This is a genomic window from Streptomyces sp. NPDC002490, assembly GCF_040296045.1.
GTDB lineage: Bacteria > Actinomycetota > Actinomycetes > Streptomycetales > Streptomycetaceae > Streptomyces.
On record NZ_JBEOWM010000011.1, the window covers coordinates 26,976 to 48,193 of the forward strand.

General features: G+C 71.3%; 15 protein-coding genes. 9 read left to right on the forward strand and 6 right to left on the reverse strand.

The genetic code is table 11. The features are described 5' to 3' along the window. Positions 1-44 precede the first annotated feature (44 nt). Entirely contained in the window at positions 45-1,205 is a 1,161-nt protein-coding gene (locus ABT092_RS09560) for a sulfatase (protein WP_351241655.1), read from the reverse strand. A gap of 409 nt (positions 1,206-1,614) precedes the next feature. On the opposite strand from ABT092_RS09560, the gene ABT092_RS09565 reads away from it, so the two are divergent. The 7 genes from ABT092_RS09565 (at position 1,615) to ABT092_RS09595 (ending at position 12,108) form a co-directional block, all read left to right on the forward strand. Then, positions 1,615-2,553 carry a ParB/RepB/Spo0J family partition protein gene (locus tag ABT092_RS09565; protein WP_351241657.1) on the forward strand — a complete coding sequence of 313 codons (939 nt, stop codon included), beginning with the start codon at positions 1,615-1,617 and terminating at the stop codon, positions 2,551-2,553. Positions 2,554-2,714: 161 nt separating this feature from the next. Then, on the forward strand, positions 2,715-4,391 hold the full coding sequence (locus tag ABT092_RS09570) for a B12-binding domain-containing radical SAM protein (protein ID WP_351241659.1): 1,677 nt from the start codon (positions 2,715-2,717) through the stop codon (positions 4,389-4,391). Beyond that, a complete protein-coding gene (locus ABT092_RS09575) occupies positions 4,388-6,199 on the forward strand; it encodes a sulfotransferase (protein WP_351241661.1) in 1,812 nt (603 codons plus the stop codon). Before ABT092_RS09570 ends, ABT092_RS09575 begins: the two co-directional genes overlap by 4 nt. Before the next feature lie 54 nt (positions 6,200-6,253). Then, complete coding sequence (locus ABT092_RS09580) at positions 6,254-6,727, forward strand: rubrerythrin family protein (RefSeq protein ID WP_351241663.1); 474 nt, start codon at positions 6,254-6,256, stop codon at positions 6,725-6,727. After that, complete coding sequence (locus ABT092_RS09585) at positions 6,720-8,714, forward strand: methyltransferase domain-containing protein (protein WP_351241665.1); 1,995 nt, start codon at positions 6,720-6,722, stop codon at positions 8,712-8,714. The genes ABT092_RS09580 and ABT092_RS09585 overlap by 8 nt, the downstream gene beginning before the upstream one ends. Continuing rightward, positions 8,711-10,066: a sulfotransferase family protein gene (locus tag ABT092_RS09590; protein ID WP_351241667.1), complete on the forward strand. Its 1,356-nt coding sequence runs from the start codon at positions 8,711-8,713 to the stop codon at positions 10,064-10,066. Before ABT092_RS09585 ends, ABT092_RS09590 begins: the two co-directional genes overlap by 4 nt. Before the next feature lie 329 nt (positions 10,067-10,395). After that, complete coding sequence (locus ABT092_RS09595) at positions 10,396-12,108, forward strand: methyltransferase (RefSeq protein ID WP_351241669.1); 1,713 nt, start codon at positions 10,396-10,398, stop codon at positions 12,106-12,108. Between the two features lie 184 nt (positions 12,109-12,292). On the opposite strand, the gene ABT092_RS09600 is transcribed toward ABT092_RS09595, so the two are convergent. Further along, positions 12,293-12,703 (reverse strand): RidA family protein, encoded by a 411-nt coding sequence (locus ABT092_RS09600; RefSeq protein ID WP_351241671.1) that lies wholly within the window; start codon positions 12,701-12,703, stop codon positions 12,293-12,295. Between the two features lie 79 nt (positions 12,704-12,782). Between ABT092_RS09600 and ABT092_RS09605 the strand changes: the two genes are divergently transcribed. Next, a complete protein-coding gene (locus ABT092_RS09605; RefSeq protein ID WP_351241842.1) occupies positions 12,783-13,151 on the forward strand; it encodes a winged helix-turn-helix transcriptional regulator in 369 nt (122 codons plus the stop codon). Between the two features lie 705 nt (positions 13,152-13,856). Here ABT092_RS09605 and ABT092_RS09610 read toward each other — a convergent pair. From ABT092_RS09610 to ABT092_RS09625, 4 genes are all read right to left on the reverse strand, one after another. Next, a complete protein-coding gene (locus ABT092_RS09610; RefSeq protein ID WP_351241673.1) occupies positions 13,857-15,623 on the reverse strand; it encodes a phosphatidylglycerol lysyltransferase domain-containing protein in 1,767 nt (588 codons plus the stop codon). Positions 15,624-15,890: 267 nt separating this feature from the next. Beyond that, a complete protein-coding gene (locus tag ABT092_RS09615; protein WP_351241675.1) occupies positions 15,891-16,307 on the reverse strand; it encodes a hypothetical protein in 417 nt (138 codons plus the stop codon). A 133-nt stretch (positions 16,308-16,440) separates the two neighbouring features. Beyond that, positions 16,441-17,949 (reverse strand): DUF6056 family protein, encoded by a 1,509-nt coding sequence (locus ABT092_RS09620; RefSeq protein WP_351241677.1) that lies wholly within the window; start codon positions 17,947-17,949, stop codon positions 16,441-16,443. A 53-nt stretch (positions 17,950-18,002) separates the two neighbouring features. Further along, the gene (locus ABT092_RS09625; RefSeq protein ID WP_502968414.1) at positions 18,003-19,472 is read right to left on the reverse strand and encodes a glycosyltransferase; all 1,470 of its coding nucleotides are present in this window, start codon (positions 19,470-19,472) and stop codon (positions 18,003-18,005) included. A 367-nt stretch (positions 19,473-19,839) separates the two neighbouring features. Between ABT092_RS09625 and ABT092_RS09630 the strand changes: the two genes are divergently transcribed. Further along, positions 19,840-21,198, forward strand: coding sequence for a PIG-L family deacetylase (locus ABT092_RS09630; protein WP_351241679.1), 1,359 nt, complete (start codon positions 19,840-19,842; stop codon positions 21,196-21,198). Positions 21,199-21,218 lie beyond the last annotated feature (20 nt).

Consider the following 21,218-nt stretch of genomic DNA (forward strand, 5'->3'; position numbering starts at 1 on the left):
CACGCCCGGCCGCACCGGACGCGGACGGCGTCGGGCCGGTCCGCTCAGCCCGCGCCGGACCCGTCCACCAGCGGTCGGCCCCGCAGTTCGTGGGGATCGGCGAGGAGGTCGTACACCTCGACCGCCTCCCCGCCGACCTGCCAGATCACCTTCCGCCGGTCCCCGTCCGGGCTGAGCCGCACCGCCTTGAGGGGCAGCAGGTCCGGGTACTCGCCCGACTGGCGCCGCTCCTCCGGGTAGTACGTCTCGCAGTAGGCCGGCCGCGACGTCCCCGCCCCGGTGGTGAGGTGCTCGACCAGGGAGGCGCCGTCCGCCTCGATGCCGGGCAGCCCGAGCAGGTCGAGCACGGTGGGGGCGATGTCCACCAGCCGCACCTGACCGGTCACTTCGCTCCCCGCCGGGAGCCCGGGGCCGCACACCACCAGGGGCACGTGCTGGGTGGTGTCGAACAACAGGCAGCCGTGGCCCTCCTCGTAGGGGTGGCCGAGCTCCCCCGAGTGGTCGTTGGGGTACCAGCCGGCCAGGTCCTCGCCGTGGTCGGAGAAGAGCACCACCAGGGTCTCGTCGAGGGGGTGCCCCGACTCCTCGATCCGGGAGAGGAGCCGTTGCAGGTAGTGGTCGCTGTAGGCCACCTCGCCCTCGTAGGGGTTCGCGACGTCCGCACCCACGTCCTCCGGCGGCTCGTAGGGCCAGTGGGCGTCGAAGAAGTGCGCGAAGAGGAAGAACGGCCGCTGTTCCCGGGACCGGGAGGCCACCCAGTCCGCGGCGCGATCGGCGACCAACGGCGCCCGCTTGAGCGCCAGTCCGCGCATCTTCACGTCCGGGACCGTCAGCGGGTCGGTGCCGTCGGGGAGCCGCGGTATCTCGTCGTCGTAGAAGTCGAACCCCCGGTCCAGGCCGTACCAGCGGTTCAGCCCCGGGCAGGAGACCACGGCGCCGGTGGCGTAGCCGGCCGCGCGCAGCCGCTCGGCGAGCGTGGTGACGCCGGGGGCGAGGCGCTCGCGCAACAGGTGGCGGATGCCGTGTCCGGCGGGCTGCCGGCCGGTGAACACGCTGGCGTGACTGATCGGGGTGAGCGGGGACGAGGAGATCGCCTGCCGGAAGGTCACCCCGCGGGCGCGCAGGGCCTCGATTCCGGCCATCTTCCCGGAGTAGGCGACATCGGCACGCACGGTGTCCAGGGAGACGAGCAGCACGTTGCGCATGGCTTCCTTCCCGGCCGACGGACGGCCGTGCGGTGGTCGGCACCGCCCCGCCGCCGGGGAGGGAGGCGGCCGCGGCGCGGGGGCGGTCGCGGCGGAAATGAAAACGGCGTGCGGAGGAATTGGCTCGCGGCCGGGATGGTGGACAGAACAAGGAGATGATAGGAAGCTGATGGTTGCGCCTTCCAGCATGTCAGCTCATCTGACGCACCCGGCTCGCACTGACGTACAGGCACCGATTCCGTACGCCACGTTCCTCGTACCGTCCACCCCGCGCTTCCCTGCTGCGGCGGATCCCGGTGATTGCTCGGAGGCGGACGAAGCATTCCTGCGAAATCTAGAGTCTGGAGATCTTGTGGTGAGTGGTGAAAAGCGGTCCCTTGAGCAGCAGGAGGACGTTCACCTGATTCCGGTGAGTACCCTTGTCGAGGCCGATTCCCCCCGTCTCGGGGGCGAAAGCCGCGAGCACATCGAGTTGCTCCTCACCTCGGACGCCGCATTACCGCCCATCCTCGTCCATCGCCAGACCATGCGGGTCATAGACGGGATGCACCGGTTGCGGGTCGCGGTCCTGCGGGGGGAACCCGCCATCCCGGCCCGCTTCTTCGACGGCGGCGACACCGATGCGTTCATCCTCGCCGTCAGCGCCAACGTCGCCCACGGACTGCCGCTCAGCCTCGCCGACCGCACCGCCGCCGCCGAACGCATCGTGACGCACAGTCCGCACCTGTCGGACCGGTCGATCGCCTCCTTCGCCGGGCTCTCCCCGAAGACGGTAGCGGCCGTCCGCCGGCGTACAAACCCCGACCGTCCGCAGTTGAACGCCCGAGTCGGCCGGGACGGCCGGGTCCGCCCGGTGGACTCCGGGGACGGACGCCGGCGAGCCGCCCGACTCATCGAGGAGGACCCGGACACCCCCCTGCGTGACGTGGCCAAGGCCGCCGGCATCTCCCTGGGCACCGCCCACGACGTGCGGGAGCGGCTGCGCAGCGGCCGGGACCCGGTACCCGCCCACGGTCGCCAGGGGTGTACCGGCGGGGGTCGTGCCGGGCACGCGACCCCCTACCGCCCGGCGGGCCCCTGCCCGCTCGGGGACCTGACCCCCCATCCCGACCGGGACGCGACCCTGCGGAAGTTGCGGCAGGACCCGTCCCTGAGGTTCTCCGGCACCGGCCGTCTGCTGCTCCGCCTTCTGGGTGCGCAGACCTTGGACAAGGAGAATGTGACCAAGCTGATCGACAACGTTCCGCCGCACCGGGTCGATGCCGTCGCCGCGTTGGCGTTGGAATTCGCCAGGGCCTGGCATGAATTTGCCGTACGGCTACGCAGCCGGATCGGTGACCCGCTTTAGCCGTATCAGGTGCGCGGGGAGGGTCCTTTACGGCCCCTGCGGCCTATGCCATGGTGGAAAACATTGCGCGCCGACCTCCACTGCATGACGTTCCGGTGCGCGAATCACAACGAGTGGCAGGAGAAGCCTGCCTGATGTGTTGATCCCGAGGGGGATTGTTGATGGCGCGCAAATCCCTGGCGTTGGAACTCTACGTGAACGCGGACGAGTCGGTTGATCAGCGGTACATCAACCAGATGCGTGAGCAGGACAGCACGCCGGTCGCCACCGACCCGTCCCTGCCCCGCTTCACCCTGCTGGTCGGCCCCTCGCCCTTCACCATGCCCCGCGGCTGGGAGTTCTTCCTCACCTCCCCGTACGAGGGAGCCACCTACATATCGACGGTGCTGCACAACGCCGGCTACCCGGTCCGCATCGTCGACGTCCGCTACGACCTGGACCCGATCACCACGGCGTACGAGCAGATCGTCGGGCAGACCGACGTGCTGGGGGTGTGCACCTTCGAGGACAACTTCCCCTTCTGCCGCGAGCTGATGGCGAAGGTCAAGGAGGCCGAGCCGGACGTCCCGATCATCTGCGGCGGCTCGCTGGTCACCTCGGTCCCGCACATCTTCATGACGGAGACCGCGTGCGACGTCGCGGTGATCAGCGAGGGCGAACTCACCATCCTGGAACTGATGGAGAGCTACGCCGCCGGCCGCTGGGACCTGGACCTGCCGAAGATCAAGGGCATCTGCTACACGGACCCGGAGGGCAAGGCGAAACGCACCCCCGCCCGCGGCCAGATGATGGACCTGGACGCGCTGCCCCGCATGCGACTGGACCTGTGGCCGCAGGCACAGAGCCCCATGGGCCTCCAGCCGCAGATCATCTCCTCGTACAGCCGCGGCTGCAAGATGGACTGCTCCTTCTGCTACCGCACCACGCCCCAGGTCAGGGCCAAGTCACCGGAGAAGATGGACCGCGACATGGCCTGGCTGAAGAGCCAGTACAACATCGACTTCAGCTTCTTCGTCGATCTCACCTTCAGCTCGCACCGCGGGCAGACCCTGGAGATCTGCGACGTCATCAAGGACCACGACATCCGGTGGACCTGTCTGACCCGGTGCGCGGACATGGACGTGCCGAGGATCAACGCCATGCGCGACTCCGGGTGCGACATCGTCCTGTACGGCGTCGAGTCGCTGGGCAAGGACGTGCTGCGCGAGGCGAGGAAGGGCAGCAGCGAGAACCTGACCATCCGCGCCATGAACACCACCTTCGAGGCCGGCGTCCGGTTCGGCTCGCTGCTGATCGTGGGGCTGCCCAACGAGAGCGAGGAGTCCCTCGGCCACATGGTGGAGTTCGCCGAGACGTACAACCACGTCACCCGGGTGAAGTACCTCTCGGCGATGCCCGGCACCACCGTCTACCAGCAGGCCGTCGCCTCCAAGGCGATCCGCTCCGAGATAGACCACCTGAACTGGCTGTCCGTCGAACAGGCCCTCCACGAAGACGAGTTCCTCAACGTCAGCGGCCTGCCCGAGCAGGTGTGCCGGGACGCCTACAAGCGGATCTACGACGCCTACCAGCCGGGCCCGGTGATGGACTTCCGGCACTACCCGGAGAACTTCCAGTACTTCCACCCCCAGTCCGACGACGGCCAGATGCGCTCCACCTCCTACGCCGGGTCCCGGTGGCGCACCGCATGGAGTTCCGCGGCCGGCCCGCTGGTCCCGAACTCCGACCGGTTCACCCTGGACAAGTGCGCGAACCCCGAGGTGGCCGCCGCCGGCAGCAGCCTCATGGACTGCGGAGCCAAACGCATGACGGACCAGGCGCCCGAGGGCACTGCATGAGCCCTGGCCCCGAGGCGCCGATCTTCATCATCGGTACGGAACGGTCCGGCTCCAACCTGCTGCGCCTGATCCTGAACGCCCACTCGCGGATCACGGTGCCGCACCCCCCGCACTTCATGCGGTTCCTGGAGCCCCTGGCCGCCTCGTACGGAGACCTCACGGTCGAGCGCAACCGTCGTGCACTCGTCGACGACGCCTTGGGGCTGCTCGCCCGACACATCCACCCGTGGCCCCACCCCATCGACGCCGAGCGGGTGGTCGCCACGGTGGGACCCTCGCTCTTCGAGGTGGTCGCCGCCGTGTACGACCAGTACCGCACGGCCGAGGGCAAGGCGCGCTGGGGGTGCAAGAGCACCTTCATGGTGGAGCACGTCGACGAGGTGGCGAGGGTGTTCCCCGACGCCCGGTTCGTCTGGCTGGTCAGGGACCCGCAGGACGTGGCCAGTTCGGCCAAGCGGGCGGTCTTCGGCCCCTGCCACCCCTACCGGATGGCCCGGCTGTGGCGGGCCGAGCAGGAACGGGCCCTGGCCGCCCTCGCCCGCCGGGGCCCGGACGCGGTGCACCGGTTGCGCTACGAGGACCTGGTGGCGCGCCCCGAGGAGGAACTGCGCACGCTGTGCGCCTTCCTCGGGGAGGGGTTCGAACCCTCGATGCTCGCCCACCACACCTCGCCCGCGGCCCGGCGGACCGCGAGCCTCTCCGAGTCCTGGCGCCGGGCCGGCGACCCCATCGGCACGGGTCGGGTCGGAGCCCACCGGACCGGGCTGTCGCCGCGGGAGCGGTTGCTCGTGGACAAGGTGACGGCACCGCTGAAGGAACGGCTGGGGTACCCGGTCGACCCGCGCTCCCCCTACGCACCGGACCCCTCCCCGTCCGCGGTCGCCCTCCGGTCGGCCCTCCTGCGCTCCCGCGTCGAGTACCGCTCGATGCGGCAGGACGAGAACCACCGCCTGCGGCTCGCCCGGGACGCCTACGTCCGGTGGCTGCGGCTGAAGTCCCTCGCCCGCCGGACGGAGCCGACCCCGAGGGCGTCCGTCCCCACGACACGGAACGGATTGCCCGTGACCACGAGCCAAGAGGACGTGACCGGCCACTTCGCCGCGCGGTCCGCCACGTACGACCGGTCCAGTTCCTGGTGCACCGACGCGGAACTCGGCCGTCTCGTCATCGAACTCACCCGACCCCGTCCCGAGCACCGGGTGCTGGACGTCGCCTGCGGAACCGGTCTGGTCTCCCGCCTGTTCGGCGGCCGGGTCGCCGAGGTGACCGGCGTCGACATCACCCCCGAGATGGCCGACCGGGCGCGGCCCCACCTCGACCGGCTGGTCATCGCACCTGCCGAGTCGCTGCCCTTCCCCGACGACTCCTTCGACGTGGTCGTGTGCCGGCAGGGCGTGCAGTTCATGACGCTGCCCGACGCCGCGGCCGAAATGGTCCGGGTGCTCCGGCCGGGCGGTCGGATCGTCCTGGTCAACCTGTGCGCGTACGGCACCGCGGACCGGGCGGAGTACTTCGAGGTGCTCAGGCTGCGCAACCCCGTCCGACGGCACTTCTTCCTGCCGCAGGACCTGGAGGCCCTGCTGCGGGCCGCCGGGTGCGAGGAGGTGGAGCTGCACCGGTTCGTCTCGGCCGAGGACGTCGACGTCTGGTCCGACAACGGGGCCATCGAGGAGTCCCGCCGGGAGGCGATCCGCGAGGTCTACCGCAACGCCTCGGCGGACTTCCTGTCGCTGCACGCGGTCAAGGAGACGGACGGCGGCTTCGTGGACCAGATGCTGTTCGTCGCCGCCGCGGGACGGAAGCCGTGACCCGTCCCCTCCCCGCCGACGCGGGGCACACCCCTTCGGACACCGAGGAGTCACATGCCACAGCTGGGTGAGGGCCTCACCGGCGACCTGCGGTCGGTGTTCGCCGCCGAGGCGGCGTCCGTGCAGCGCTACACCTACTTCGCCCAGGTCGCCGAGATCGAGGGCCACGGCGAGATCGCCCGGCTCTTCACCGATCTCGCGGAGAGCGTCGCGTGCGTCGCGCACGGGCACATCGACGCCCTCCGGGACGTCGCCGACCCGCACACCCGCGGCTCGGTCGGGGGCACCCGCCTCAACCTCGCCTCGTCCGCGGCCGAAGCACTGCACGAGGCGAACGAGGTCTACCCCGGGCTCACGGCCCACGCCCACGAGGAGGGCCACGCCGACGTGGCCAGCTGGCTCACCACCCTCGCGAGCCTCAAACGAGCCCACCTCGCCAAGCTCGACGCCCTGCTGACCGCCCTGGACCAACCCCTCGTCCCCCCGTCCCCGGGGGCCCTGGCCACCGACGGAGGTGCCGATGTCTGACCGACCGGTGCTGACGGCCGAGCCGGCGACCGCCTACGACGCCTCGTCCATAGTGGTGTTCACGGGCCTCCAGGCCGTCCGGCGCACGCCCTCGATGTACATCGGATCGACCGCTGCGGACGGTCTGCACCACCTGCTCTACGAGGTGCTCGACAACGCCGTCGACGAGGCGGAGGCCGGTCACTGCACCGCGGTCACGGTCAGCCTCCAGGCGGACGGCAGCTGTTCGGTCCACGACGACGGCCGGGGCATCCCGGTGGACCCGCACCCGGAGTCCGGACGCCCCGCCTGCGAGGTGGTGCTGACCACGCTCCACGCGGGCGGCAAGTTCACCGGCACCACCTACACGCACTCGGCGGGCCTGCACGGCGTCGGCCTGTCCTGCGTCAACGCGCTCTCCGCACGGCTGCGACTGGACGTCTGGCGCGGGGGCGCCCACCACTGGCAGGAGTTCTCCCGGGGCGAGCCGGACGCCGACCTGGCCTCCGCGGCACCCGACGGCGGGTACGACGGCCGGCGCGGCACCGCGGTCACCTTCCTGCCCGATCCGGAGATCTTCGGCACCGCCGGGTTCTCGGCACGGACGATCACCACCCGGCTGGAGGAGGTCGCCTTCCTCCACCCCGGCCTCGCCGTCCACTTCTCCGACGAGGTCAGCGGCGAACGGGTGGACCTCCGCTTCGACGGCGGCATCCGCGCCTTCCTGCACCACCACAACCGGGACGCCGTCGCCGTGCACCCCGAACCGGTGATCGTCACCGGGGGAGACGGCCGGCTCGGCTTCGAACTCGCCTTCCAGTGGACGGAAGGGTACGCGGAGGAGATCCGCGGCTTCGTCAACGGCGTCCGCACCGAACAGGGCGGCGCGCACGTGGACGCGCTGCGCACGGCGCTCGCGAACGCCGTGAACCGGTACGCCGGCGACCGGGGGCTGCTCGACGCCCGCGTCGAGCGGATCACCACGGTCGACATCCTCGAAGGGCTCACCTCGATCGTCTCCCTGCGCATGGCCGACCCCAAGTTCGACGGCCAGACGAAGAAGCGCCTCCAGAGCCCCGAGGTGGGCCGACTCGTCCGGGAGGCCGTCGAGCGCGAGTTCGGCCGGCTGCTGGCGGCCGACGACGAACTCGGCAGACGCATCGTGACCCGCGCCCTCGACGCGACCAGGGCCCGGACGGCGGCGCGCACGGCCAGCCGCACGAGCCGGTTCCAGCAGCGCGAACTGGCCATCGACTACGGCGTCTACCAACGGCAGTTCGGGACCCGCTCGCGCGACTGGCACGACTCCTGCACCTGGCTCACCGACGACGGGCTGCTGGCCCGGCACGCCGCCCTGTGCGACGTGCCGAAGGACGCCAGGATGCTCGACGTGTGCTGCGGCAGCGGGGTCGTCGGCGGGGCCTTCCGGGGCAGGGTCGGCGAGAGCATCGGACTCGACCTCACGCCGGAGATGGTGGAGCTCGCCTCCACCCGGCTCGACCGGGTCGACCAGGGCACGGTCTACGACCTGCCCTACCCGGACGCCAGCTTCGACCTGGTGGTCACCCGGGAGGTGCTGCACCTGCTGCCCCGGCCGGAGCGACCGCTCTCCGAGATCTTCCGGGTGCTGCGACCCGGCGGGCAGTTCATCGTCGGCCAGATCGTCCCGTACGCCGACGAGGACGCCTACTGGATGTACCGGGTCTTCAAGAAGAAACAGCCCCTGCTGCACCAGATGTTCAGCGAACGGGAGTTCAGGGAGCTGCTGCTGGGCGCCGGGTTCGGCGGCCTGGTGATGGAGGAGTACCTGCTGTGGGAGTCCATCGACCGGTGGATCGACACCCACGAGACCTCACCGTCCCACCGCCGGGAGATCCAGCGCCTGTTCCACCAGGCGCCCAAGGAGGTCCGCGAGATCCACCCCTTCGAAGTGCTCCCCGACGGATCGATCCGCGACCAGTGGCGCTGGTGCGTCTACTCGCTCAAGAAGCCCGGTGACCTCGGATGACCCTGCACGCGCCCGCCGCCACGGGGTTGCGACCCGACCTGACCGAGCGGCTGGCCGTCGCCCGGGGGCTGTGCCCCCGGGCGACGGCGGACCTGACGGGCGAGATACGGGACGTCGTGGTGTTGGCCTCCAGCTCGCGCGGCGGCTCCAGCATGGTCGCGGAGACGCTGCGCGCGTCGAGGGACCTGCTGCACCTCCAGGGCGAGATCAACCCGTTCCTGCGCATCACGGGCCTGGCACACCCCGACAGCGGGGACTGCGACCGGCTCGACGCCGAGCACCTGGCCGGGCTCGACCCGGCCCTGCGCGAGGTCCTCGACACCGAACTCGCGCACGACATCGGATCCGCCGCAGACCCCGCCCACGCCGTCGACGACCGGCGGTACGCGGCCGACCTGGCCGCCCGGCTCGTCATGCAGTGGCCCGAACTGCCGGTGGAACCGGGGCGCGTGGCGGAGACCGCCGAACGCGTACTGGCCGCCCAGCGCGCCGGCCTGCGCGGGCCCCAGGACCCGCCCTTCGACGCCCACCGCTTCTTCCCGGCGTTCTTCGCCGAGTTGGCGGACCGGGGCCTGCCGGTCGAGCCCGGCTACTACGACCTGCCGCGCGGGCTGCTACGTCCCGAGACGCCGGGTTCCGGCCCGGCCGGCCCTCCCGGCGGGTTCCTCGTCGAGGAGCCCCCGTTCATCCTGCCCCGTCCCTGGTGCCCGGCGAGTCCGCAGGACGCCCGGACCAAGCCGCTGGTGGTGAAGACCCCCAGCAACGCCTACCGGTTCGGCTTCCTCCGGGCGCTCTTCCCCCACGCACGGTTCCGCGTCGTCCACCTCACCCGCAACCCCGCCGCCGCCGTCAACGGACTCTGGGACGGGTGGCTGCACCACGGATTCCACGCCCACCGCATGACCCGACCGCTCGGCATCGGCGGATACGTGGAACGGGCCCCGGACAACCGGTGGTGGTGGAAGTTCGACCTGGCCCCCGGCTGGCAGGAGTTCACCAGCGCACCACTGCTCGACGTCTGCGCCTTCCAGTGGCGCAGCGCCCATCAGGCGGTGCTCGACGAACTCGCCGGAGGCGAGGTCGAGCGGCTGACCCTGCGCTTCGAGGACCTGATCGGCGGAGCGGCCGGACGCATCGACTGCTTCGAGCGCCTGGCCGACTGGCTCGGGGTCCCCTTCGAGGGCGCGTTCCGGCGGGCCGCCCACGAGGGAATCGGGCCGGTGGTCGCGACCGCCGAGCCCCGCGCGGGCCGTTGGCGCGCCCGGGCCGCCCGGATCTCGGCCGCGGTCGGCCCCGCGGACCGGGCCCTGGCCGACCGCCTCGGCTACACCGACGAGACGGAGTGGATCTGACCGCACGCAGGTCGGGGGAGGAACCGACGGTGACGGCGGGGCCGGTGGCCGTTCTCCGCGCCGTCCGCTCGATCGGGTGATTCTCGATCCTCGATGACCCGTGGATTTCCTCCGTGCATACGATCCGCATGTGTGAGGGAAAGTCAGCACTCCATGGTACTCCGCCACGGGCACCCGGTGGCCGCGCACCAGGCGGAGGGCCAGCCGCACGGGCACCCCGCCCGGTCCGCCGCGACGGCCTCGCCCGCCCCGCACCCGGGCCGTTGCGCCCCGCCCGGCGGGAGAAGCCGGCGTCCTCCGGCACCGAAGGGGACGGGGGCGGCTCCGCGATGACGACGAACGCTCCCAAGGACGCGTCCCGCTTGCGGGCTGCGGCCGACTTCGTCAGGGTCCAGAGCACCGACGCCCTGCTCCCGCTCCTCCTGCCCGGTCTCGACGGCCCGGAGCTGCGTGCACTGGTGGACCGCTGCCGCTTCGCGCACGCCGCGCTGCTGGTCTTCCCGCCGGACCTCAAGGCGCTCCACGACGAGTTGGGCGCGTGCGGGCTGACCGCCGCCGCACCGCCCCGGCCCAGCGTCGTCGTCCGCGAACGGCTGGCCGCCCGATACCGGCGTGCGGTCGGGGAACTCGACGTGTGGATCTTCCGTCCCGCCGTGCGGGGCACCGACGGCGACCACCGGACGGTCGAGGTGTTCGCGCTGACCGTCCCACCGGGCTCCGAACTGGCCGGGATCGCCGCACGGGAGCGGGCCCGGGAGCACGAGGCCCACCTGGCCTTCGAGGTCGAGCGACCGGACCCCGTGGTCCTGCGCGGCCTGTGCGCGAGCCTCGCACGGCACGGCGCGGTACCCGACGGCGGCGGGTACAACCCGCACGAGGACGGCACGGTGTTCTACTTCACCGCCCCCGCCGAGGCGAACGCCGGCTACCGGCGCATGGAGCTCCACGCGGCCGGGGACCACCAGGACGTGCTCGCCGCCCACCTCGGCCACCACCGAGCACACCAGCCGGCGGAAACACTCCTGCGCCTGCTGACCGGCGCCTGGACCACCCAGGCCCTGGCGACCTGCGCCCGACTCCGCCTGCCCGAGGCCATGGACACCCGCACCCCCACCCGCGTCACCGCACTCGCGGGAACGGTGGACGCCCGCCCGTCGAGCCTCGCGACGCTGCTGCGCTACCTCGCCATGCTGGGCGTCACGGCGGAGGAACCGGACGGATTCCGGCTCACCGAACTCGGCACCCTGCTGCGTGAGGGAACCCCCGGTTCGATGCGGGCGCTGGCGCTGCTGTACGGCGGCCCGTTCTACCAGTCGTTCGCCCACCTCCCCCACGCCGTGCGCACCGGACGGACCGGCTTCGAGGAGCACTTCGGCGAGAACCACTTCGACCACTTCGCACGGGACCCCGAACTGGCCGGGCTCTTCGACCGGTCCATGGCCGCGGGTTCCCCCATGTTCGAACCGCTCCCCTCGCATCCGGTCCTCCTCGCCGCCGCCGCGGGCCCCGGTCCCCGGACCGTCGTCGACGTCGCGGGGGGCACCGGTGACCTCCTCGGCCGCCTCCTCACCGCCCACCCGGGCCTGCGCGGCGTCCTGCTGGAACGTCCGCACGTCGTCGAGACCGCCCGCCGCCGGCTCGACGCCCACGGAGTCGGCGCGCGCTGTGACTACCGGGCGGGCGACTTCGCGGACGTGCCTCCGGGCCACGACGTCTACTTCCTCTCCCGCGTCCTGCACGACTGGGACGACGAGCGCTGCCGGCAGATCCTGCGCCACTGCGCCCGCGCGATGCCCGCCCACGCCGACCTGCTCGTCGTCGAGCGCCTGCTGCCGACCGACGGCTCGCCCTCCCTGGCGACGGCCTGGGACCTCCACATGATGTGCAACGTCGGCGGACGCGAACGCCGCGCCGACCACTACGCGCGCTTGCTCGAAGAGGCCGGACTCCGACTCCTCGGCCACGCGCCGTTGCCCCTGGGCGCCAGCGTGCTGCACGCCCGCAAGGCCACCGGGCGGGCCGGGCCGCCTCCCACACCGTGAGCACCTCGTGTACCCCCTCCCGACGGCCGGTGAGGTGGGCAGCCGGGGATTCGGGACCCGTTCTTGCCGCACCGCCACCGCGGCGGGCGACTCGTCGAAGACGACCGGGTCCGGACCGTCGACCCCACGGCGCACCGAGGGCGGTCCGCTCCGCTGCCCGCCGGGGGCCGGGGCTTCACGGTGATCAGTCGGTCAGCGCGGTCGCTTCGACCTCCACGAGGACGTCCGGCTCGAAGAGGTGCTCGACACCGACGAGGGAGGCCGGTGGCATCGGGAGTCGGAGTCCTATCTCGTCGGCGACGGCTTCCACCCCGGCCATGAGGTCGCCCATCTTCTCCGGGCTCCACCGGGTCACGTAGAACGTGAGACGCAGCACGTCCGCACACGACGCACCCGCGCCCGCCAGAGCGACGGAGGTGTTGCGCAGTGCCTGGGAGACCTGTCCGGCCAGGTCGCCCGGTGCGACGGGAGCCCCGTCGGCCCGGCGTGCGACCTGACCGCTGACGTGGACGTGCCGTGTTCCGGTGCCCACCGCGACGTGGTGGTAGGGGACCGGCTGCGGCATGCCGTGCGGGGTGAAGTGCTGGACGGGCATGGCTGGTTCTCTCCTCCGAAGTAGGTATCTATAAGCTACTTAGTGGAAGAAGGACACTTCAAGGAGACCAGGTTTCGTGATGGACACCGACGAGTTCCACATCGCTGCCCCGCACCGCGAGTTGCTCGACCAGATCCTCGACAAGTGGTCCCTCAGCATCCTCAACGAGCTGTGCGAACGCCCGTGCCGCTTCAACGAGCTACGTCGGGCGATCCCCCGGATCACGCAGAAGTCGCTGACCGCGACGTTGCGCAGGCTCGAACGGAACGGCGTGGTCGAGCGGGAGGTCGTCTCCACCCGCCCGGTAGCGGTCAGCTATCGGATCACCCCACTCGGCAAGACCCTCCGGCCCCCCGTTGACGTGCTGCTGGCGTGGGCCGCGGAGAACATGCCGGCCGTCGCACGGGCGCGCGAGGACTTCGACGCGCGGGAGGAGGCGGTTCCCTGAACCGACCCGTCCGGGGCGCCGGGTGGCGGTCCGAGAGCGCGGCTCGGCCTCCGCCGCGCACCGCGTAGGCCCGACCTCCGCCGTCGCCAGGCCCTGCTCGGCCCTTCGGAGTCGGGGTCATGCCGGACGAAATGAGAATTCAGACGGCCTCAAGCAGCTGGAGAGGCCAATGTGTTGCATATTTTGGCGCGCACCGAAGCGAATGCCGGGACAGAAGTCGAATGACCCCGACCGAAATCAGAAGAACAAGGTAGATCCCCATCGGCACAACGAACCAGATTCCCTGGAGAAGAAGAATCAGAACGCATGAAAGCGTCCAGAGGGTCACGCCGATCCACCCGTCCCGCAACACCTCGCGCCACCCGACGCGCTGTTCTGTCACGCCCCGATCGATGAGATATCCGATGTAGATGTGTTCAAGCGTTTCGCACCTGCTTCGATCCACTGTCCCCTCCCTCGACGTTTGTCGAACTCCCGAGCCTTCGCGCCGGGGTGGCCCGGCATTCGCTCGCCCCCGCCCTGACCGCGCCTGTCGTTCTGGGCGTAGTTGGTGACGGTCCTCACGTCATCACGACGATCTACTCGATGCAACAGGGGCGCGAGCCCGCGCGGTGCGGTCTGTGCCTACCCTTTGCTCCCTCCCTGCGACCGTGAGGCGTAGGCGGCCTGGGTTTCAGGACCACCTCGTGCCCGCACCGCCTGGGTTCAAGGGCGGCTCCCCAGGCGTCTGCGGTACAGCCACTTCGGCAGTCCGGGCGCTTCCAGGAAGCCCTCGGCGCGGGCGCTCGCGAGGGCGATGCGCAACAGGTCGGTGCTCTGGGCGTAGAGCAGGAAGCGGGGTTCCCAGACGGGCCGGTACTTGGCGTTGGCGAGGTAGAGCGACTCGATCTGCCACCAGCGCGAGAAGAAGGTGAGCAGCGAGCGCCAGAGCCTCAGGACCGGGCCGGCACCGAGCCGGGAGCCGCGTGCGAAGACCGCGCGGAACATCGCGAAGTTCAGCGAGAGCCGGGCGACCCCGAGGTCGCCCGCGCGCCGGATCAGTTCCAGAACCATGAACTCGAACACGCCGTTGTCCGCGTTCCGGTCGCGCCGCATCAGATCCAGGGAGAGCCCGTCCTCGCCCCAGGGAACGAAACTCAGCAGGGCGCGCGGCCGTCCGGCCGCATCACGGCAGACCACCATGACGCACCGACCGTCCTGCGGATCGCCGAGACGGCCCAGCGCCATGGAGAATCCGCGTTCCGTCGCTCCGTCACGCCAGTCGTCGGCCCACCCGACCATCTCGTCCATCTCGTCCGGCGGTACGTCCTCGTGGCGGCTCACACGGGCGGTGTACCCGCCACGCTCGATGCGGTGGTGCGCCTGGCGGACGCTGCGCATGGCGCGGCCTTCGGTCGTGAACCCGCTGATGTCCACGATTGCCTCGTCGCCCAGTTCCAGGGCGCTCAGTCCGTGCCGGGCGTAGACGGTGCCGCCCTCTTCGCTCGCACCGATCACCGAGGGGGTCCAGCCGTGCTCACGGGCCTGGAGCAGCCAGCGGTCGATCGCTCCGGGCCACGCCTCCGGGTCGCCGATCGGATCGCCGGACGCGAGCGAGACCCCGCCGACGACACGGTACGTGACTGCCGACTTGCCCGACGGCGACCAGATGACGCTCTTGTCCCGGCGCAGTGCGAAGTAGCCGAGGGAGTCTCTGCCGCCGTGCCGCTCCAGCAGCACGCGCATCCTCCGCCGGTCCTCCTCGGTCTGCGGGTCGACGGCGCGGCGGGACCTGAAGGCCGCGTACAGGACCAGCAGGATCAGTGCCGTGCTCATCAAGTTGATGAGCACCTTGGCCCAGCCGGGTGTGGTGATGCCCTCGAAGCGGATGTCGTTGTCGGCGAGCGAGAACATGCGGAGCACACCGTAGTGCCAGCGTTCCAGGAAGTCGGAGCGCCCGGGTTCCGGATCGGTGTTGCTCACGGTGACCGTCGTGGCGGCGAGCAACGACCCTACCACCAGCCCGACCCCGCCGACCGCTGCTGCCAGGCCCGGGTTGGCACGGTCGCCCTTCGCGTAGAACTCCCGCCGCCCGGCGAGCAGCGCCGCGACGAAGAACGCGGTCACCACGACCGCGATCCAGTTCTGGGAGTGCTGCCGGTACGCCGTCGACCCCAGGGCCAGGACCGTCAGCACCAGCGTCAGCCCGGACAGGGCGAGATTGAGGATCCATGCGGCGCGTTTGCGCCGCCTCATGGTGACCGCCAGAAACACCGAGAGCACACCGGAGAAGAATCCGGGGGTCAGCAGATAAGGCGTGAAGAACTCAGCATTGTCGTGCCGCCGGATGTCGTTCCCGAAGGACACCCACAGAGCGCCGAGGAAGTTGAAGAAGGCGATGACTCGCAGATACCAGACCGTCGTGACGTATCCGCGCCGTGACCACTTGCTGCGGTCCGTACCCGGCTGCGGACTCCGTCGGACGGGCTCCATGAGGGCGACCCTAGAGGCTCCGCATCCCTGGGAGATCTTCCGCGGAGTGCGGTGAACGGATGAAATCGCCGTGGCTCGACGACAGGTGGGCACGGTTCGCCCGGTTAGACCCCACGTCCCACGTCCGTGACCGCGACAGCACGGGACTTCCTGAGGTCCTTTCGCGTGAGGCGACCACCGGCAGCCCGGCGACGGCCGGGTCGGGGCCTCCGCACCAGCCGGCGACCCACTGCCCGGGCCTCCTTGCGGCGAAGGCGCCGGACGCGCTCATCGTCGGCCCCGTCGCACCCAGTGGGCCCTGCGTTGACGGCGGCCCGGCGGCGGGGCCTCGGGTGGTGCGGGATCACCACCGGCCGAGGGGTTGACCGGCTCGGGCGGGGGCGGTGCGTCCTCCGGGGGGTGGAGCCCTTCCGTCGAGTAGTCCGTGCCCGCGATGGCGTCCACGAGCTGCTGTTCGGTGTACTCCTCGGAGCCGGGGACGTGGGGGACGAAGCCGACGAGGACCCCCTCGTCGACGACCTCCGCGTCCAGCCCCGCCGCTCCGTCGACGTCCCAGAGCGCTTCGACGTCCGTGTCGAGGACCACGCGGATGCCGAACTCGTAGACGCCCGCCTCCACGAGGTGGGCCATCACTTCGCGGGCCCGCAGGGACTCCACCATCCGGCGGGCGCGTTCCTCGTCCATGTCGGCGCACCTCCTGCGCGGCCGGGCGCCCGGCCGCGCCCGTGCTTCCTCCGTCGACGCTACCCCCGTCCCGGGGCGGCCCGCCCTTCGCGCGTGGGGCCGAGTGAGGCATCCGGGTGATGTCGGGTGGCCGTCACTGCCAGGGGAAGGTCCGGGTGTGGGTGATCCGCTCCAGGTGGTAGTACCTCGCCACGCAGCCGCTGGGCCAGGTGCGCTGACCGCCGCGGCCGAAGGGTTCCGTCATCTTGCTGATCGAGGTCGGTCGGTAGGGGAGTTCCCGGGCTCCGCCCGCTGCCCCGGCACGGAGCCACTGGTCCTGTCGGTCCCATTGGCGGGCCCGCACCCGCATGGTGTCCTCCAACGGGGCGAGGGAGAGCGCGAGGGACAGGCACACCAGGCCGCAGACGGCGGTGCCGGCCACCGCGGGCACCACGGCGCTGTGCATGCGCCGGCGCAGATGGTGCCCGAGGAGCACGCCGGCGCCGAGGAGCAGCCCGATGTACACGAACAGGAAGTCGTTCCACAGGCGGGTGGACGCCACCACTCCGGGGCCGAAGACCGGATAGGCGGCGAGGGTGCACAGGTAGCCGGAGACCAGGAAGGCCAGGAAGCCGGCGCCCACCAGCAGCAGGTGCTTCACCGGCGGCGTGGTGCCACCGCCGGGTCGGGTGGCGAGCGCACCCAACAGGATTCCGGCCGCCACCGCTCCCAGGTACGGCCAACTGGTGAGGAGCGCCTCCAGGATGTGCGCGAAGCTCTTGGCGGCTCCACGCAGGGATTCCGGGCCGAGCATGGACGCCAGTCCCGCGTCGCGTCCGTCACGTCGGTTGCGGGAGCCCGGTGACGTGGCGAGCACGAGGCTGCCGATCACCGCTCCGGCGGTTCCCGTGAGGCACCAGATCCGCACGTGGCGCCGCCGGGGGAGCGGGACGATCCAGCGGCTGAGCAGCAACACCCCGACCAGCAGGACCAGGGCGGCGACGGTGGTCTCCTCCGAGAGGGTGCCGACGAAGACGCCGACCAGGAGGACGACGACGAGGGAGACGACCTCCGCGGCCCGCGTCCGCGCTCGGAGCAGCGGGATCACCGCGGCGGCGGCCAGGACGGGGGCGAGGGTGTGCGAGACGGAGGCCGCGGGCCAGTAGAACGTCTTGTAGGTGTTGGGGGAGGCGAACAGGAACAGGACCGTCACCATGGACGCCACCAGCAGCGGCACCCCCGGCGGGACGGTCGCCCCGGCCCGGCGCACCGCCGCGAGGACCAGAGCCCACAGCACGCCGAGCACCACCAGCCCGCTGACCAGGGCGAACCACTGGTGTCCGGGAACGCCGAACCGTGCGTAGGCCCAGACGAGCAGGGCGTTCGCCACCCGTCCGTTGTCGTGGACGTAGAACTTGTCGAGCATGGCGACGAGGCCGCCGTCGCGCACCACCGGCAGGAAGCACCAGTCGTCGCCGCTGGGTCGCACCCAGCGTCCGAACCACATGGCGGCGGCGAGCAGCCCCAGGGGCACCAGTGAACAGATGGCGGCCCAGTGCTCCGTCCACGACCGGGGGGACGGCGCGCCCTGCTTCCGGCGCGGTTCGCCTGCCGTCCTCGCCGACCGCTGCGGATCGGCCGTTCCGGGCCCGTCGACGACCATGGGTCGTGCCGCCTTCCGTCGATTCTCCTGCGTCGGTCTCCGGTGGTGGGCCGTCAGAGGGGATCCGACTCGTCCACCGTCCGTCCGACGCCGTCCCGGCCCCGTTCCCGCGATGCTCGGGCCCCCGAGGTGATGGCCCAACGGGCGAGCAGGAAGGACAACGGGGTGACGAGGACCCCTGCGGCCAGCGCGGCGAGGTTCTCGTCCATGCCCAGGTGGTCGACGGCGAGGTAGAGCAGCCCGCCGGCCGCCACCAGGCCGGTGACGCTCGACAGCGGATAGCGGACGAACGCCTGCCAGGTCGGTCTGGTGCGAAGGGTGAGGTAGGTGTTGAGGAGGAACGATCCCACCACGCTGACCACGTATCCGAGCACATGGGCCGCCACGTAGGGGGCCCACGGGTTCAACGACACGTACACCATCAAGTAGACGGCGGTGTTGACGAAGCCGATCGCCACGAAGGTCAGGAACTGGCGTACCGCCCGGTGCGCCCGCACCGGGACCTCGGGGCCCGCGCCGACCGGCCCCGTCGGTGGTTCCCCGGCCGGTGGGACCGCGGTGGAGGCCTCGGTCTCGCGCACCACGTAGTGCGGGCGCTTCTTGGCCTCGTGGTAGATGCGCCCCACGTACTCGCCGATGATGCCGAGCGTCACCAACTGGATGCCGCTGAGGGCGACGACCACCGTCAACAAGGTGGCGTAGCCGGGGACAGAAGCCCCGTACAGGGCGACCTTCGCCACGGTCCACAGGGCGAAGGCGACGGCACAGAGGACGACCCAGAGGCCGGTGTAGATGGCCAGGCGCAGCGGCCGGCTGTTGAAGGAGATCAGTCCGTCGATGCCGTAGTTGAGCAGTCGTCTGCTGCCCCACTTCGAGGTCCCCGCGGCCCGCTCGCAGTTCTGGTAGGTGAAGTGGACGGTGTCGAAGCCGATCCAGGAGAAGATGCCCTTGGAGAAGCGGTTGTTCTCGGGCAGCGACAGCACGCTCTCCACCGCCCTGCGCGACAGCAGCCGGAAGTCCCCCGACCCGTCGACCACGTCGACGTCCATGCAGTGCCGCACCAGCCGGTAGTAGGCGTGGCTGAGCGTGGACCGCACCCGGCCCTCGCCCACGCGGTCGCGCTGGGCCACCACCTGGTCGAAGCCCTGCCGGTGCAGGGCGAACATCCGCGGGAGGAGTTCCGGAGGGTGCTGGAGGTCGGCGTCCATCATGACGACCGCCCGCCCCCTCGCCATGCGCAGACCGGCGAGCAGGGCCGCCTCCTTGCCGAAGTTGCGGCTGAAGGCCGTGTAGCGCACCCGCGGGTCGGTGGTGGCGATCGCCCGCAGCAGGGACCGGGTGCCGTCGCTGCTGCCGTCGTCCACGTAGCAGACCTCGAACGACTCCCGGGTGGGTTCGACGGCGGAGAGCAGGGCGGTGTGGAAGCTCTCGATCACCTCGGACTCGTTGAAACAGGGCACCACGACGGAAACGCGCGGAGCGGCCACCGGAGACGAGCCCTCCGCGGCGTACCGACCGGCCATCGCCAACCTTCCGAGGAGCCCCCCTCGTCGGATGGGGGGAAGCGGTCGAGCTCCTACGGGAACGGCCGGGACGGAACCGTCTCCTTCAGGCGACGGGGTGTCCGTTCCCGGTGATCCGGTAGGGCCTATCCGATGGATATCACTCCCCCGGGGAGTCGGCCGTTCCACGGGCCTGCGCGAGTGAACGCCGGCGTGCTGCGCCCGGTCCCCGGACGCCGGAGACGATCCGCGCCGGCTGCGGCGTGTCGGTTGCCCACCGGGTTCCGGGTAGCGATCATGTGCGGGTCGTGGGTGCCGGCCCGGGAGGTCCGCAGTGGGTCGCCGTACGGAAGGTCGCCGTCGAAGCCTGAGGACGCGCCCCTGGACCGTGGTCCTCCTCGTCGCGGGCGTGCTCCTCGGCACCGGCTGCTCCCCGGGGGTGCTGCCCGCCCCGCCGACGAACCCCCCGGCCGGGCCCGACTGCCGACGGACCCTGGTCGGGGTCGCCCACCCCGACGACGACGTGTTCTTCGTCAACCCCGAGATCCGGCGGACGATCCGGGCCGGCTGCCCGGTCGACACCGTGTACCTGACCGCGGGCGACGGGGGGAAGGCGGACCGGCGGGCGGCGGTCGCCTACGCGGACCGGCGCGAGTACGGCGTGCGTGCCGCCTACGCGGAGATGGCGGAAGCCGCCGACGAGTGGCGGCGGGCCGACGTGGACGCCGGGAGCCGGCGGGTGCGCTCGTACCTGCTGGACGACCGGGCCCGCACCGCTGACGTCCGACTCACCTTCCTGGACCTCCACGACGGCCTACCCCGCGGCAGCCAGGAGAACAGCATGCTGCGCCTGTTCACGGGGCAGCGGCGGAGCGTCGACGCGTTCCGCGGCGGAGGCTCGTACACCGAGGGCCAACTCCTGTCGGCCATCACCGCGTTGGTGGAACGGAGCCGCGCCGAACGCATCCTCACCCTCGACCACGACCAGGCTTCCTTCGCCTTCGCGCTCGGGGGCGGGGTCGACCACAGCGACCACGGCATCGGCGCCCGCTACGTCCGCCGCGCGGGCTACGCGCTCGGTGTGCCCGTCACCTCCTACCTCGGATACACGATGACGCCCCTGAAGGCGAACCTCGACGCCGCACAGGCGGCCGAGAAGGAGGAGACGGTGCGCTGGTACATCGCCAACAGGGAGTGCCACGGCACCGAGGGCTGCACCATGCCCACCCCCTACCGGGGCCCCCTGGCGAAGGACTGGCACGCCTGGGTGCACCGCCAGTACCCCCAGGTCCACGACGAGCCGCGCCACGGGGAGATCCTCGGTGACGTCGGACGGACCACCCGCGCCACCGGCCGCGACCCGGCCCAGTGCCTCGACGCGGCCCTCTCGCCCCCCGCGGTCCGGATCACGGGCTGCAACGGGACGGGCGCCCAACAGTGGGACGTCGGCCGCGACCGCACGGTCAGACCCCGCAGCGACCGGACCCTCTGCCTCACGGCCCGCACCTCCGACGTCGCCCTGACGGCATGCGGCCACGGGCGCCCCGAACAGTCCTGGAACCGCCAACCCTGGACCAGCACCACCTGGAAGCGCACCGCCTGGCGCTTCGCGACGACGGAGCACCGCTGCCTCTTCCAGGACGACCGGCACCTCCCCCACGGCCCCGACGCCACGAACGAGACCAGCCCCCGGCTGACGCTCGCCGACTGCGGTGACACCGCACGCCCCGAACTCTACTGGCGGTAGTGGGGCGGCCGGCCCGCCCC